The organism is Bradyrhizobium campsiandrae (assembly GCF_014529705.1).
Taxonomy (GTDB): domain Bacteria; phylum Pseudomonadota; class Alphaproteobacteria; order Rhizobiales; family Xanthobacteraceae; genus Bradyrhizobium; species Bradyrhizobium campsiandrae.
In genome coordinates, this window is the sequence record NZ_JAANIH010000091.1 from 1 (window position 1) to 14,418 (window position 14,418).

The 14,418-nt window shown below is 65.9% G+C and carries 11 protein-coding genes; 7 read left to right on the forward strand and 4 right to left on the reverse strand.

Annotated elements, in window-relative coordinates:
- The first annotated feature begins 177 nt into the window (after positions 1-177).
- Together pheT and G8O24_RS38805 are read left to right on the forward strand one after the other, a co-directional pair.
- Positions 178-2,586, forward strand: coding sequence for a phenylalanine--tRNA ligase subunit beta (gene pheT, locus G8O24_RS38800; protein WP_188107785.1), 2,409 nt, complete (start codon positions 178-180; stop codon positions 2,584-2,586).
- A gap of 19 nt (positions 2,587-2,605) precedes the next feature.
- Positions 2,606-3,376, forward strand: coding sequence for a sulfite exporter TauE/SafE family protein (locus G8O24_RS38805; protein ID WP_188107786.1), 771 nt, complete (start codon positions 2,606-2,608; stop codon positions 3,374-3,376).
- Positions 3,377-3,382: 6 nt separating this feature from the next.
- Here the strand turns inward: G8O24_RS38805 and G8O24_RS38810 are convergent, their stop codons facing one another.
- A complete protein-coding gene (locus G8O24_RS38810; RefSeq protein WP_188107787.1) occupies positions 3,383-4,771 on the reverse strand; it encodes a flavin monoamine oxidase family protein in 1,389 nt (462 codons plus the stop codon).
- 187 nt (positions 4,772-4,958) lie between these two features.
- Here G8O24_RS38810 and G8O24_RS38815 point away from each other — a divergent pair, with 187 nt between their 5' ends.
- Complete coding sequence (locus G8O24_RS38815; RefSeq protein WP_188107788.1) at positions 4,959-5,927, forward strand: YiiX/YebB-like N1pC/P60 family cysteine hydrolase; 969 nt, start codon at positions 4,959-4,961, stop codon at positions 5,925-5,927.
- A gap of 219 nt (positions 5,928-6,146) precedes the next feature.
- Here the strand turns inward: G8O24_RS38815 and G8O24_RS38820 are convergent, their stop codons facing one another.
- Positions 6,147-6,422, reverse strand: a complete 276-nt coding sequence (locus G8O24_RS38820; protein WP_188107789.1) for a metal-sensitive transcriptional regulator — start codon at positions 6,420-6,422, stop codon at positions 6,147-6,149.
- Between the two features lie 74 nt (positions 6,423-6,496).
- On the opposite strand from G8O24_RS38820, the gene G8O24_RS38825 reads away from it, so the two are divergent.
- Positions 6,497-8,956: a heavy metal translocating P-type ATPase gene (locus G8O24_RS38825; protein ID WP_188107790.1), complete on the forward strand. Its 2,460-nt coding sequence runs from the start codon at positions 6,497-6,499 to the stop codon at positions 8,954-8,956.
- A gap of 55 nt (positions 8,957-9,011) precedes the next feature.
- Complete coding sequence (gene nikR, locus G8O24_RS38830) at positions 9,012-9,458, forward strand: nickel-responsive transcriptional regulator NikR (protein WP_188107791.1); 447 nt, start codon at positions 9,012-9,014, stop codon at positions 9,456-9,458.
- A gap of 94 nt (positions 9,459-9,552) precedes the next feature.
- Here nikR and G8O24_RS38835 read toward each other — a convergent pair whose 3' ends face one another.
- Entirely contained in the window at positions 9,553-10,575 is a 1,023-nt protein-coding gene (locus G8O24_RS38835) for a hydroxymethylglutaryl-CoA lyase (RefSeq protein WP_244646287.1), read from the reverse strand.
- Complete coding sequence (locus G8O24_RS38840; RefSeq protein WP_188107792.1) at positions 10,572-11,747, reverse strand: CoA transferase; 1,176 nt, start codon at positions 11,745-11,747, stop codon at positions 10,572-10,574. The genes G8O24_RS38835 and G8O24_RS38840 overlap by 4 nt, the downstream gene beginning before the upstream one ends.
- A gap of 103 nt (positions 11,748-11,850) precedes the next feature.
- Here G8O24_RS38840 and G8O24_RS38845 point away from each other — a divergent pair, with 103 nt between their 5' ends.
- Positions 11,851-12,783: a LysR family transcriptional regulator gene (locus tag G8O24_RS38845; protein WP_188107793.1), complete on the forward strand. Its 933-nt coding sequence runs from the start codon at positions 11,851-11,853 to the stop codon at positions 12,781-12,783.
- A 212-nt stretch (positions 12,784-12,995) separates the two neighbouring features.
- Positions 12,996-14,411 carry an MFS transporter gene (locus tag G8O24_RS38850; protein ID WP_188107794.1) on the forward strand — a complete coding sequence of 472 codons (1,416 nt, stop codon included), beginning with the start codon at positions 12,996-12,998 and terminating at the stop codon, positions 14,409-14,411.
- Positions 14,412-14,418 lie beyond the last annotated feature (7 nt).

Sequence of the window (14,418 nt, forward strand, 5' to 3'; positions counted from 1 at the left end):
GTGTTTCAGCGCGCGTCATCGTCCGGCGAAGTTGCTTCGCCCGGCTGCGCTGACGCTCGCTCACAACTGCGTGCGGCATCCGCGGCTACCCCCCTCCCTGACCCTCCCCCACAAGGGGGGAGGGAACACTGACACCGAGCAAAGCAATTCAACCGACAAGAGCCGAGGCACACAGCCATGAAATTCACCCTCTCCTGGCTGAAGGATCATCTCGAGACCGACGAGCCGCTGGAAAAGCTCGCCGACAAGCTCACCATGATCGGGCTCGAGGTCGAGAACATCGAGGACAAGGCGAAGGCGCTTAAAGCGTTCACCATCGCGAAGGTGATCTCGGCCGAGCAGCATCCCAATGCCGACCGCCTGCGCGTCTGCATGGTCGACACCGGCGACGGTGGCGCGCCGGTGCAGGTGGTGTGCGGGGCGCCGAATGCGCGCGCCGGGCTCGTCAGCGTGTTCTCTCCGCCGGGGACCTACATTCCCGGCAAGGACATCACGCTCGGCGTCGGCACCATCAGAGGCGTCGAGAGCCGCGGCATGCTGTGCTCGGCGGCGGAGCTGCAGATCTCCAACGACCATGACGGCATCATGGAGTTGCCGGCGGATGCACCCATCGGCGCTGCTTACGCCGAATGGGCCGCGCTCGGCGATCCCGTGATCGAGATCAATCTGACGCCGAACCGGCAGGACTGCACCGGTGTGCACGGCATTGCGCGCGACCTCGCCGCCGCCGACATGGGCAAGTTCAGGGATCCCGGCATCAAGCAGATCAAGGGCGAATTTCCCTGTCCCGTGAAGGTCACGGTCGAGGACGCGACGCTCTGTCCGGGCTTCGCGCTCCGCCTCGTGCGGGGCGTCAAGAACGGCCCGTCGCCGGAATGGTTGCAGAAGCGGCTGACCGCGATCGGGCTGCGGCCGATCAACGCGCTGGTCGACATCACCAACTTCATGACCTTCGACCGCGCGCGGCCGCTGCACGTGTTCGACGCCAAGAAGGTCAAGGGCAATCTGGTCGTGCGCCGCGCGCGCGAGGGCGAGAGCCTGCTTGCGCTCGACGGCCGCACCTACAATCTCGATCCCGCCATTTGCGTGATCGCCGACGAGCACGGCGTCGAATCGCTCGCCGGCATCATGGGCGGCGAGGCCTCGGGCTGCGACGATGATACCACCGACGTGCTGATCGAATCGGCGCTGTGGAACGAGATCAACATCGCCCAGACCGGCCGCAGGCTCGGCATCACCTCGGACGCGCGCTACCGCTTCGAGCGCGGCGTCGATCCGGCTTTCATGGTGCCTGGGCTGGAGCTCGCCACCAAGCTGGTGATGGAGCTGTGCGGCGGCACGCCGTCGGAGAACGTCGTGGTCGGCAAGGCTTTCGGCGACGACCGCATCATCGAATTCCCCGTGACCGAGGTGAAGCGTCTCTCCGGCATCGAGGTGCCGATGCCTGAGATGAAGCGCATCCTCACCCATCTCGGATTCATGATGGCCGGGTCGGGCCCGGTCGTGAAGGTCGCGGTGCCCTCGTGGCGCACCGACGTGCACGGCAAGGCCGACATCGTCGAGGAAGTCGTCCGCATCTATGGCGTCGACAAGGTTCCGATGACGCCGTTCGAGCGCGGCGAGGACGCGCGCAAACCGGTGCTGACGCCGCTCCAGCTTCGCACCCGCCGCGCGCGGCGCGCGCTGGCGAGCCGCGGCATGGTCGAGGCGGTGACGTGGTCCTTCATCACCAAGCCGGCGGCGCAATTGTTCGGCGGCGGACAGCGCGAGCTCGAAGTGGCGAATCCGATCGCGGCTGATCTCTCCGATATGCGTCCGACGCTGCTGGCGGGCCTGATCGCGGCCGCGCAGGCCAATGCCGATCGCGGCTATGGCGATGTTGCCCTGTTCGAGGTCGGGCAGGTCTTCAAGGGCGATCGCCCGCAGGATCAGTTCATGGCGGCGAGCGGCGTGCGGCGCGGCCTGGCTGCGTCCGAAGGACTCGGCCGTCACTGGACGGGCTCGGCACAGGCCGACGTGTTCGACGCCAAGGCCGACGCGCTCGCGGTGTTGGCAGCAAGCGGTGCGCCGATGCAGGCGTTGCAGATCGTCGCGGGCGGTCCGGCCTGGCTGCATCCCGGTCGCTCCGGCACGATCCAGATCGGACCGCAGAACGTGCTCGGCACGTTCGGCGAGATGCATCCGCGCGCACTGGAAACGCTCGGCGCGAACGGCCCGGTCGTGGTGTTCGAGGTGATCCTCGACCGCATTCCCGAGGCCAAGAAGAAGCCGACCCGTGCCAAGCCGCTGATCGAGCTGTCGGCGTTCCAGCCCGTCTCGCGCGACTTCGCCTTCATCGTCGACCGCGCCGTGAAGGCTGCGGACATCGTGCGCGCGGCGCAAGCCGCGGACAAGAAGCTGATCACCGGCGTCAACGTCTTCGACGTCTATGAGGGCAAGGGCATCGACGACGGCAAGAAGTCGATCGCAGTGGCGGTGACGCTGCAGCCGCGCGAGAAGACGCTGACCGACCAGGAGATCGAGGCCGTCGCCGCGAAGATCGTGGCGGAGGTCACGAAGAAGACCGGCGGCATCTTGCGGGCGTGATGCCCTGGAATGACAGGGTATGAGTATCACCGACTTCCTCCCGAAGGACGTCAGCCTCTCCACCGCGATGGCGCTCTGCGCCATCGCTTTCGTTTCGGGCACTGCGCGCGGCTTCTCCGGCTTCGGCGCGGCGCTGATCTTCATGCCGCTGGCGAGCAGCGTCGCGGCGCCGCGCCTGGTCGCAGCGCTGCTGCTCGTCATCGATTTCGTCGCGGCCGCGCCGATGCTGCCCGACGCATGGCGGAAGGCTGACCGCAAGGCCACCGGCGTGATCGTACTGGGCGCGCTGGTCGGCGTGCCGCTCGGCACCTATTTGCTTAGCGTGCTCCAGCCCGTCACGACGCGCTGGATCATCTCCGGCTTCGTCGCCGCGCTGCTGCTTCTGCTGCTGTCGGGCTGGCGCTATCGCGGCAAGGATCACCTTTGGCTTTCGGTCGGCATCGGCGGCCTCTCCGGCTTCTGCAGCGGCCTGGCGCAGACCGGCGGGCCGCCGATCGTCGGCTACTGGCTCGGCCGCCCCATTGCGCCGATCGTCGCGCGCGCCAATATCGTGCTGTTCTTCGGCGGGTCCGACTGCTTCTCGATGGTCAGCTACGCCACCACTGGCCTGATCTCGCGTGAGTCGCTGGTGCTGTCGCTGATCGTCGGTCCGGTCTATGCGCTCGGCGTCGCCTTCGGCGCCTCGCTGTTCGGCCGTGCGAGTGAGACGGTGTTTCGCCGAATCTGCTACGCGCTGATCGCGATCGCTGTGATCACCGGGCTTCCGGTGCTGGACGGGGTGTTGCGTTAGTCCGCATCACTGCCGCGGGACACGCCGCCGCTTGGTCGATTGCGTCGGCACGTCGGCCGGCTCGTCCTTCAGCGCGCCGATCTTGCGCAGTGCGGCGTCCGCGGCGCGCTCGCCGCTGTCCCAGGCGCCGTCGACGGTGCCCCACAGCGTTTCATGGGTGGCTTCGCCGGCAAGGAACATGTTGCCGATCGGCTCGGTCAGGACCTTGCGCGAGAGCTGGCCACCAGGCGAGGACGCCGACATCGCGCCCATGACATAGGGCGACGCGTTCCAGCGCGTCACGGCGGTCTTCTGCACGGCGGCCGCGGTCTCGCTTCCGAACAGTTTTGTGATCCACTCTTTGGCGAAGGCCGCCATCGCATTCTCGCCCTGCGCCGAGAGATCGCGGCCGAAGGCGCCGCCGACGTCGATCGAGCACAGCGAGGATCCGCCGATATTGGCGTACATCAGCGCGGTGCGCGCCGTATTGCTCTGCTCGATCAGGATGTCGTCGCGCGAGAGCCCGAGCGGATTGCCCGGCAATTGCAGCACGATGTGATCGTAGCTGCCGAGCGTGAGCTTTGACGCCGCATCGAGCGCGCGCTTGGGAATGTCCGGGGCGAACTTGATCGCGCCCGATGTGAGCACGTTGGTCGAGACCGTGACGATGACGGCACGCGCGGCGATCTTGCCGGCCTGCGTCTCCACGCTGACGTCGCGATTGCTCCAGAGAATCCGGCTTGCCGGCGTCGAAAGCACCGTCGGCACCTGCTCGCCGAGCCTGGCGATCAGGGTGCCCAGACCCTGACGGCAGGCGATCGGAGCATTGCGGTCCTGCGCGCGCGCCTTGTCGATCGCCGACAGCTCTTTCAGATCCTTGCCGGCAAAGCTCGCACCGAGGACGAATTCGGCGGCGCCGGCCCAGTCGCCGAGATCCTTCGGCAGGACCGAGGCGCAGGACGTATCGAGCTTGCCGCGTGCCGCTTCGTCGATGGCCCTGTTTGCGCGCACCAGTGCCGCCAGAAACTCCTCGGTCTCGCCCGCGCGGGCATTGCGGCGGCCGATGCGCATCTTCTGGCCTGACGGGGCCGGCGAGACGTCGAGCCCCGCGCTGCGCGCCAGCCGGATCATCGGATTGGTATCGGGATTGTGCATCCAGCGCGCGCCGCGATCGAACGGCACGTCGAAGGTCGAGCTATCCGTGATGCAGCGTCCGCCGATCTGCGGCGCCGCCTCCACCACGACGACCTTGCGATTGGCCGCCATGATGCGCCGCGCCGCAGCGATGCCGGCCGCGCCGGCGCCGATCACGACGATGTCAGCCTCGCGCGGCAGGGGCGCGGCGGTTGCGCGCAGGACCGGCGCTGCAGCAAAGGCCGCCGACGCCGATAGGAAGCTGCGGCGCGTGATTGTCATGTCATGGTTTCCGGAGACTTGCGGCGAACGGGAACAGCAGGCGAACCTTGCCGCATCTGATGTTGCGCAGCAACCATCATGGTGAATCAATCGTACTTGAACTCACAGAGCCATGAACCGAATTGCAACAGGTTTCGACCATGCTACAGATGGAAAAAACACGGCCAGAAAGGCCCGGGGAGAGTTCATGGGGACGGTGCTAGATTCAGTCGGCAAGGTGATAGCCGCCTACCTCTCGAAAGAGGTGCCGGGCTACGAGCCGTTCACGCCGAGCGACCCCGAGCATCTGCGCGGCGTGATCCAGCCAGGCGACGTCATGCTGGTCGAGGGCAACAACCGCATCTCCGGCATCATCAAATATCTGACGCAGTCGACCTGGTCGCATGCCGCGCTCTATGTCGGTCCGGTCGAGGGCGCGGTCGAGCCCGACGGCGAGCCGCATGTGCTGATCGAGGCCAATATCGGCGAAGGCGTCACCTCCGCGCCGCTGTCGAAATATTTCCCCTATCACACCCGCGTCTGCCGTCCGGTCGGGCTGTCCTACGAGGATCGCACCACGGTGTGCCGCTATGCGATCAACCGCATCGGCTTCGGCTACGACACCAAGAACATCATCGATCTGATGCGCTTCCTGTTTCCGCTGCCGGTGCCGCAACGCTGGCGGCGGCGCATGATCGCGCTCGGCTCGGGCGACCCGACCAAGATCATCTGCTCGGCGCTGATCGCCCAAGCATTCGATGCCGTGCGCTATCCGATCCTGCCCAAGATCACCAAGGCCGGCAGCCGCGCCGCGCGCCGCGAGATCCTGCACATCCGCGATTCCTCGCTCTATATGCCCCGCGACTTCGACATCTCGCCCTATTTCGAAGTGGTCAAACCCACCATCGTGCACGGCTTCGACTACACAGCCTTGCACTGGGCCGACAAGCAAAAGCCGCTCGAGGAGGTGGCGGGCTCATTCGGTGTGTTTCCAGAAACGGTCAGTGCGCCGCCGCTCGTTCCTGAAGCGATTGACGAAGAAGCGCCGGCTTCGGCTGAGCAAGTGAGCGCCGAACCGGCCGAACGCGGCACCGACTCCGAGCATTTGCCGCTGCTGAAGAGGTTGGCGATATACCGCCCGCGGCGCCGCCGGCTAGCTCGCGAAAGAGCGGCATAAACAGCCGTCGTCCCGGCGAAGGCCGGGATCCATACCGCGGAATCTATCAATCGCGGGCGGTAAAAGATCGAACGACGAGTCTTCGCCAAATCACCGCCTGTGGTTATGGATCCCGGCCTTCGCCGGGACGACAGCGGAAAACGTAGCGCGATACTCGCGCAACAAGCGCCGTTGCGAGGAGCTCTTGCGACGATGCAATGACAACAGCGAGAGCACGCGCTACCGCTCCGCCCTTCCAATCACCGCCATCAGCTCTGCGATCTTCTCGCGCTGGTCGGCCTTGTCGCCGCTGGCGATGGCGTGCTCGACGCAATGGGCGACGTGGTCCTTCAGGACCTCTTCCTCGACCCGGCGCAGCGCGGCGCGCACCGCCGCGATCTGCGTGACGATGTCGATGCAGTAGCGGTCTTCCTCTACCATTTTCGACAGGCCGCGAACCTGGCCCTCGATCCGGCCGAGACGTTTTCCGACAGATGCCTTGATGTCCATGCGCATGGGGTCTATATACCCCTACCGGGTATAGGTTGCAAGACCGGATCCAAGACCAGGCACAGGGCCGGAGCAGGGCAATGAACAACGAACACGGGCATCACCACGAAGCGGAGCCGCATTCCGGATGCGGCTGTTCCGCGAAAGCGGCGCCGACTGCGGCAAAGCCCGCGACCTCGTCCTGCTGCGGTGGACACGGTGATCACGCCGGCCATGCCCGTCATCACGACCATGACCACGGTGACGCTGCGGTGAAGGTCAAAGACCCGGTCTGCGGCATGACGGTCGATCCCGCGACGTCGAAGCACCAGTTCGCGCATCACGGCGAGACCTTCCATTTCTGCTCCGCCGGTTGCCGCAGCAAATTCGTAGCCGATCCCGCCAGATACCTCACCAAGGACAAGTCGACCGAGCCGGCGATGCCCGCGGGCACGATCTACACCTGCCCGATGCATCCGCAGATCCGCCAGGTCGGACCCGGCAGCTGCCCGATCTGCGGCATGGCGCTGGAGCCGGAGGTCGCGAGTCTTGAGAGCGGCCCCAATCCGGAGCTTGCCGACATGACGCGGCGGTTCTGGATCGGCGGTGCTTTGGCATTGCCGCCCGTGGTGCTTGAGATGGGGGGCCATCTCGCCGGACCGCATAACTGGATCGACCCTGTCGTGTCGAACTGGATCCAGCTCGTCTTCGCAACGCCCGTGGTGCTCTGGGCCGGCTGGCCGTTCCTTGTCCGCGGCTGGCAGTCGCTGCTGACGCGCAATCTCAACATGTTCACGCTGATCGCGATGGGCACGGGCGTCGCTTACGTTTACAGCCTGATCGGCACGCTCGCGCCGCAGATCTTCCCTGACACCTTCCGCGGCCATGAGGGCGCGGTCGCGGTCTATTTCGAGGCGGCCGCCGTGATCACGGTGCTGGTGCTGCTCGGCCAGGTGCTGGAGCTGCGCGCTCGCGATGCGACATCGGGCGCGATCAAGGCGCTGCTCCAGCTCGCACCGAAGACCGCACGGCGCGTCGACGCCGACGGTAGCGAGCATGAGGTCGAGATCGACACGCTCCATGCCGGCGACCGCCTGCGCGTTCGTCCCGGCGAGAAGGTGCCGGTCGACGGCATCATTCTCGAAGGCCGCTCCTCGCTCGACGAATCGCTGGTCACGGGCGAATCCATGCCCGTCACCAAGGACGTCGACGCCAAGGTGATCGCGGGAACGCTCAACCAGTCCGGCAGCTTCATCATGCGCGCCGACAAGGTCGGGCGCGACACGCTGCTGTCGCAGATCGTGCAGATGGTCGCGGACGCACAGCGCTCGCGCGCGCCGATCCAGCGGCTGGCCGACCAGGTCGCGGGCTGGTTCGTGCCGGCGGTCATCGTCGTCGCGATCGCCGCGTTTGCAGCCTGGGCCTGGTTCGGACCTGAACCGCGGCTGGCCTTCGGCCTCGTCGCCGCCGTCAGCGTGCTGATCATCGCCTGCCCGTGTGCGCTGGGCCTCGCGACGCCGATGTCGATCATGGTCGGCGTCGGCCGCGGCGCGCAGGCCGGCGTGCTGATCAAGAACGCCGAGGCGCTGGAGCGGATGGAGAAGATCGATACGCTCGTCGTCGACAAGACCGGCACGCTGACCGAGGGCAAGCCCAAGGTGGTGGCGATCGTGCCGGCATCGGGCTTTGCCGAGGATGACATCCTGCGGCTTGCGGCCAGCGTCGAGCGCGCCAGCGAGCATCCGCTGGCCGATGCGATCGTGCGCGCGGCGAAGGAGAAGCAACTCGCCCTCGGCCAGGTCGAAGCGTTCGACTCCCCCACGGGCAAAGGTGCGACCGGCAAGGTCGATGGCAAGAGCGTCGTGCTCGGCAACGCAAAATATCTGACATCCATCGGCATCGACACGAAGACGCTCGACGCGGAGGCCGAACGCCTGCGCGGCGACGGCGCCACCGTCATCAACATGGCCGTCGACGGCCGGCTTGCCGGACTGTTCGCGATCGCCGATCCGGTCAAGGCCTCGACCCCGGAGGCGCTGAAGGCGCTCGCCGCCGAAGGCATCAAGGTGATCATGCTGACCGGCGACAACCGCACCACGGCCGAAGCCGTCGCGCGCCGGCTCGGTATTGCCGATGTCGAGGCCGAGGTGCTGCCCGACCAGAAGAGCGCGGTCGTGACGAAACTGCAAGAGGCCGGCCGCAGCGTCGCGATGGCCGGCGACGGCGTCAACGATGCCCCCGCGCTGGCGGCGGCCGAGGTCGGCATCGCCATGGGCACCGGCACTGACGTCGCGATGGAGAGCGCGGGCGTCACCCTGCTGAAGGGCGACCTCATCGGCATCGCGCGGGCGCGAAGGCTATCGCAGGCGACGATGAGCAATATCAGGCAGAACCTGTTCTTCGCCTTCATCTACAACGCGGCCGGCATTCCGATTGCCGCCGGCATCCTCTATCCCGCCTTTGGCGTGCTGCTGTCGCCGATCATCGCCGCGGCGGCGATGGCGCTGTCCTCGGTCAGCGTGGTCGGCAATGCGCTGCGGCTGCGCGCAACGCGGCTGTGAGAACGTCAGAATCCGTGTAGAACAGGTCCGTTCGGCGGCGCGCGGAGAGGACCTGATGCAGCGGATTACGATCACGATCGAGGACGATCTTCTGGCGGAGATCGATGCCGCGGCGGAGGCGCGCGGTTACCAGAACCGCAGCGAGATCATCCGTGATCTCGCGCGGGCGGGACTGCAGCAATCGAGCGAGGACTCCGCGCAGGGCGGCCCCTGCGTCGCCGGCCTCGTCTATGTCTACGACCACGCCGCGCGTGACCTGTCGAAGCGGCTGGTGCAGGAATTCCACGGCCATCACGACCTCGCACTCGCGACCCTGCACGTCCATCTCGACGACAACAATTGCATGGAAATGACGGCGCTGAAGGGCGACGCCGCCGAGGTCAGACATTTTGCCGATCACATCATCGCCGAGCGTGGCGTGCGTTACGGGCGCGTGGTGATGATCCCGACAGGGGAGGGAAAGCCGGCGAAGGCCCGGAAGCACGGGCATCGGCATGAGTGACTTTGCCAAGAAGACGGTTGTTTGAGGGGTATCTCGCACAGAGTCGGGAATCGTAGGGTGGGCAAAGGCGCTCTTGCGCCGTGCCCACGATCTCTCAATGATCGATAGAAGACGTGGGCACGCTTCGCTTTGCCCACCCTACGATGCTGCCATCGTTGATAGAGAATCGCTCCGCCGCCTTCGCTGCACTCCCGCCCGGCAGCCCAGCCCTTGCGAGACCGCCGTAGAGCTGCTCGTTGGGCATCTCCTCGCGCAGGATCTTGCGCACCGCGATCAGCCTGTCGAGATCGATGCCGGTCGCAAAGCCCTTGCTCTCGCACAGGAAGACCAGGTCCTCGAACACGACATTGCCGGTAGCGCCCGGCGCGAAGGGGCAGCCGCCGAGGCCGCCGAGCGAGCCGTCGAGAATGCGGACGCCTTCGTCGAGAGCGGCGGCGGCGTTGGCAATGCCCATGCCGCGGGTGTCGTGAAGATGGATGCAGATCGGCCTATTCCCGGCGAGCTTGACCGCGGCGCGCGATAGCTCGCCCACCTGCTTCGGCCCGGCATAGCCGACGGTGTCGGCGATCGCGACGAAATCGACGCCGACCTCGAGGCATTTGTCGACGAGCCGCAGCACCTCTTTCGGGTCGACCGCCCCTGTGATCGAGCAGCCCAGTGCCATCGAGATCGCGGCGTTCACCAGCGGCTTGTGAGCGCTGGCATCGCGCAGCTCGCAGAGCCGCTTGATGTTGGCGATTGCGGAGTCGCGCGACCGGTGCGCGTTGGCCTGGCTGTGCTCCTCGGTCGCCGACACCACCGAGGCGATTTCGCCGACGCCTGACTCCAGGGCCTCGTTGACGCCGCGCTCGTTGAGCGCAAGCGCGATGCCATGAGCCCCAGGCAGACTTGCCAGCGTCGCGATGACCTCGCGGACATCGACGAATTGCGGAAAGGTTTTTGCCGGCAGGAACGAGCCGACCTCGAAATGCCTGACGCCAGCTGCGTATTCCTCGCGCACCCAGCGCTGCTTGGCCTCGGTCGACGGAAACGCCTTCACCAGCTGAAGTCCGTCGCGCAGGCCCACCTCGCGCAGGACAACGCGATCAGCGGGGTAAATCGTCTCGATCCGGCTCATGCGTGCCTCCCAGCGGCTTTTGACGTGACGTCGTTGTTGTCGATCTCGGCACGAACGGCGGATGTGTCGGCCCCGAGCGGGGCGACCTTCAGGCCTTCGCCAAAATGATGGCCGTTCCATTCGAGCGGCAGCGTCGGCACGTGGAATGGCTTGCCATCGGCGGTGATATTGGTGACGAGCCCGCCCGGTCGCAGCACATGCGGATCGGTGAGAAGATCCTCGGGCCGGTTGATCGGCGAGAAGCAGATGTTGAGCGCATCGAGCCTTTGCGACAGCTCCGCCACGTCCTGCTGCCGGATGATTTCGGCCACCCGCGGAAGAATCCGCGGCCGCGCCAGGATACGATCGGTCGTGGTGCGCAAGGTGGGATCATCGAGAAACTCGCTCAGGCCGAATTCGCGGCAGAAGGCCTGCCAGTGCCCCTCGGTCACGACGCCGATGAAGATACGTCCGTCGCCGGCGGCATCGAAAATGTCGTAGATCGGCCAGGCATGCTCCCGCTCGGGCATCGAGCGCGGCTTGTTGCCGGTCATCTCGTATTCGACCATGTGCTGGGCGACCAGGAACAGGCAGTTCTCGAACAGGCCGATGCGGATATTGGCACCGTCGCGCTTGCCGCCGCGCTTCTGATAGAGCGCGGCGAGGATCGCGATCACGCCGAACATCCCGCCCATGATGTCGTTGGCGGAGGAGCCGACCCGCTGCGGCTTCTCCTTCGTGCCGGTCATCGCGGCGAGTCCCGACATCATCTGCACGACTTCGTCGAGCGCGGGGCGATGCTCATAGGGGCCGGACAGAAAGCCCTTGTGGCCGGCAACGATCAGATGCGGATGCCGTCGCCGCAATTCCTCGGCACCGAGCCCCTGCTTCTCGAGCTGGCCGTCGCGAAAATTCTCCAGGAACACATCGGCGGTCTCCAGCAGCCGGTGCATGATGTCGCGGTCCGCAGGCTGCTCGAAATCCAGCACGACGCTCCGTTTGCCGCGGTTGAACAGCGGAAAGAACGCCGTGCCCATGCCGCCGAGGGAACGGGTCTTGTCGCCGGCGGGCGGCTCGACCTTGATCACATCGGCCCCTAACTGCGCGAGGATCATGCCGCAGGTCGGGCCCATCACCATGTGGGTCATCTCGACAACCCGCACGCCTTCAAGCGGCAATCCGGTTTCAGCCATCCGTCACTCCTGTCCGTCGGGGCAAGAGACTAGGTCTTCACAACCCATCTGAAAAATATAAACTGTCGAAGACTGCCTTCGCAGTTCTAGAACGCTGGACCCCATGGATTCGAGGCAGCTCCGCTATTTCATTGCCGTCTACGAACAGCGGAACCTGTCGCGCGCGGCGGACCAGGTCAATGTCGCGCAGTCCGCGCTCAGCCATCATATCTCGAATCTGGAGGCCGAGTTCGCCACGCCTTTGTTCGAACGCAAATCGCGCGGCATGGATCCAACCGCGGCCGGCGAGCGGCTCTACGAGCACGCCCGCATCATCCTGCGCGCGATGGCAGAGGCCGAAACCGAGGTGCGCGAAGGCGCACGCGTCATTGCCGGCGAGATCTCGATCGGCATGGCGAATTCCGGCGTCAAGGCTATCGGCGTGGAGCTGATGCGTACGGTGCTGACGAAATATCCCAAGCTCAAGCTGTCGCTCACCGAGAGCCTGTCCGGCGCGACGCTGATGCATCTGATGATCTCCAATGTCGATCTCGCGCTGGTGTACAATCCGCCGTCGGAGAAGGAGCTGATCACGGAGCCGGTTCTCGAAGAGGAGATGTTCCTGGTCGGCATTCCGAAACTGGTCGGCAAAGCCAAAACCCCTGTACGATTCGAGGAGCTGAGCCGGCTGCCGCTGATCCTGTTGCGCTACGGCCTCGGCCTGTCCTCACGCGCGCTGCTGGATGATCCCGTTCTGCTCAAGCGGCTGGAGGGCGGCGCCATTCTGCACGCCAATTCGATTACCGGCATGACCGGCGCGCTGGTGGAAGGGCTCGGCTGCACCATCGCGACAAAGCTGTTTGCACGAGAGGAGCTCGCCGCCGGCCGTCTGGTCGCGCGTCGGGTGATCGACCCGAAGCTCACCCGCACGCTCTACCTCTGCCGCCTGCGCAACCGCCCGATGACCTACGCGATGGAGGAGATGCGCCGCCTGATGCTGTCGCTGATCGCCGAGCAGGTGCGCGAGGGAGGCTGGCAGGCGGAGCTGGTGGGGTAGCTGCATCCGCGACGGTAGCGCGCTCCCTCGCCCCGCTTGCGGGGAGAGGCGAAGAGCGGCCGCCTTCGAAAATCTCGAACGCTCCCATCGATATGTTCTTCTGGATTTCCGGCGCCACCCCGCCAACATGGCGCGATCCGGCAGAGCTTGCGAGAACCACAGAGACGAGCCGCCGGGAACTGCGCGCGCCGCGCGCGCCATGGGAGGACGTTATGAGCGTTGTCGGCATCGACACAGGCTTTGAGCTCGGCGCTGCACGATCAGGACCGGACGAGATCTCGCGACGGCTCGAGGCGATGCCGGCTACCGGCCATGTCTGGCAGCTCGTCGTCCTGCTCTCGCTCGGCGGCTGCTTCGAGATCTACGATCTGTTCCTGACCGGCTACATCGCCCCGGGCCTGGCGCGCAGCGGACTGCTCTCCACGACGACGCAGGCCTTCTTCGGCTTCTCCGGCATCGGCGCCTTCGTCGCCGCGACCTTTGCCGGCCTGTTCGTCGGCACTTTCTTCCTCGGCTTCCTCGCCGACCGGTTCGGTCGGCGCGCGATCTTCACCTATGCCCTGCTCGGCTATACCGCGGCGTCAGTGATCATGGCCTGTCAGACGTCCTCAGGAGGTCTGCTGTTCTGGCGCTTCCTCGCCGGGATCGGCATCGGCGTCGAGGTCATCACCATCGATGCCTACATCACAGAGCTCGTTCCGAGCCGGATGCGTGGACGCGCCTTTGCGGTGAACCAGGCGATCATGTTCATCGCCGTGCCCATCGTCGCCTTCCTCGCCTGGTGGCTGGTGCCGCTCGCCCCTTACGACGTCGAGGGCTGGCGCTGGGTCGTGCTGATCGGCGCCGCCGCCAGCATGATCGTCTGGGTGCTGCGCTTGTTCCTGCCCGAAAGCCCGCTCTGGCTGGCACGGCACGGCCGCACCGAGGAGGCGTTCCGGGTCCTCGCAACGCTCGAAGCCAGAGGCGGAGCTGCGGCGCCGGGGCCCGCAGCAACGCTCGCCTGGCCAACGACGCAGACGGCGCGGCAGACCGGCTTCGGCGATCTGTTCCGGCCGCCCTATGTTTCGCTCGTCGTCCTGTTCATGGTGTTCAACCTCTGCCAGGCCTTCGGCTTCTACGGTTTTGCCAATTGGGTGCCGACGCTGCTGGTGGAGAAGGGCATCACCGTGACCAAGAGTCTGCAATATTCCTTCATCGTCGCGTTCGCCTATCCGATCTCGCCGCTGCTGGCCGCCAGCTTCGCCGACAAGTTCGAACGCCGCTGGATCATTGCCGGCGCCTGCATCGCCATCATCGTGTTCGGCATGGCGTTCGCGCAATTGACCGAGCCGGCGCTGCTGATCGTCTGCGGCGTGCTGCTGACCGCCTGCAACACGACGATGTCCTACGCCTATCACGCCTACCAGACCGAGGTGTTCCCGACCCAGATCCGCGCGCAGGCCTCAGGTCTCGTCTATTCGATGAGCCGGCTTTCCGCGACCTTCTCGGGCTTCATCGTTGCCTACATGCTGAAGGAAGCCGGCGTCACCGGCGTGTTCGGCCTGATCACGGCGGCGATGCTGATCGTGGTGATCGCGATGGCGCTGTTCGGCCCTGATGTGCGCGGCAAGGCGCTGGACACGGTGTAGGCAGGCT

What these genes read in the sequence shown, in the direction of transcription:
- G8O24_RS38850 (WP_188107794.1), top strand. Translation starts at nt 12,996, where the DNA reads ATGAGCGTTGTCGGCATCGACACAGGCTTTGAGCTCGGCGCTGCACGA.
- G8O24_RS38810 (WP_188107787.1), bottom strand. Translation starts at nt 4,771, where the DNA reads ATGACAATCACGCGCCGCAGCTTCCTATCGGCGTCGGCGGCCTTTGCT.
- G8O24_RS38835 (WP_244646287.1), bottom strand. Translation starts at nt 10,575, where the DNA reads ATGAGCCGGATCGAGACGATTTACCCCGCTGATCGCGTTGTCCTGCGC.
- G8O24_RS38805 (WP_188107786.1), top strand. Translation starts at nt 2,606, where the DNA reads ATGAGTATCACCGACTTCCTCCCGAAGGACGTCAGCCTCTCCACCGCG.
- G8O24_RS38825 (WP_188107790.1), top strand. Translation starts at nt 6,497, where the DNA reads ATGAACAACGAACACGGGCATCACCACGAAGCGGAGCCGCATTCCGGA.
- G8O24_RS38840 (WP_188107792.1), bottom strand. Translation starts at nt 11,747, where the DNA reads ATGGCTGAAACCGGATTGCCGCTTGAAGGCGTGCGGGTTGTCGAGATG.
- G8O24_RS38820 (WP_188107789.1), bottom strand. Translation starts at nt 6,422, where the DNA reads ATGCGCATGGACATCAAGGCATCTGTCGGAAAACGTCTCGGCCGGATC.
- nikR (WP_188107791.1), top strand. Translation starts at nt 9,012, where the DNA reads ATGCAGCGGATTACGATCACGATCGAGGACGATCTTCTGGCGGAGATC.
- G8O24_RS38845 (WP_188107793.1), top strand. Translation starts at nt 11,851, where the DNA reads ATGGATTCGAGGCAGCTCCGCTATTTCATTGCCGTCTACGAACAGCGG.
- G8O24_RS38815 (WP_188107788.1), top strand. Translation starts at nt 4,959, where the DNA reads ATGGGGACGGTGCTAGATTCAGTCGGCAAGGTGATAGCCGCCTACCTC.
- pheT (WP_188107785.1), top strand. Translation starts at nt 178, where the DNA reads ATGAAATTCACCCTCTCCTGGCTGAAGGATCATCTCGAGACCGACGAG.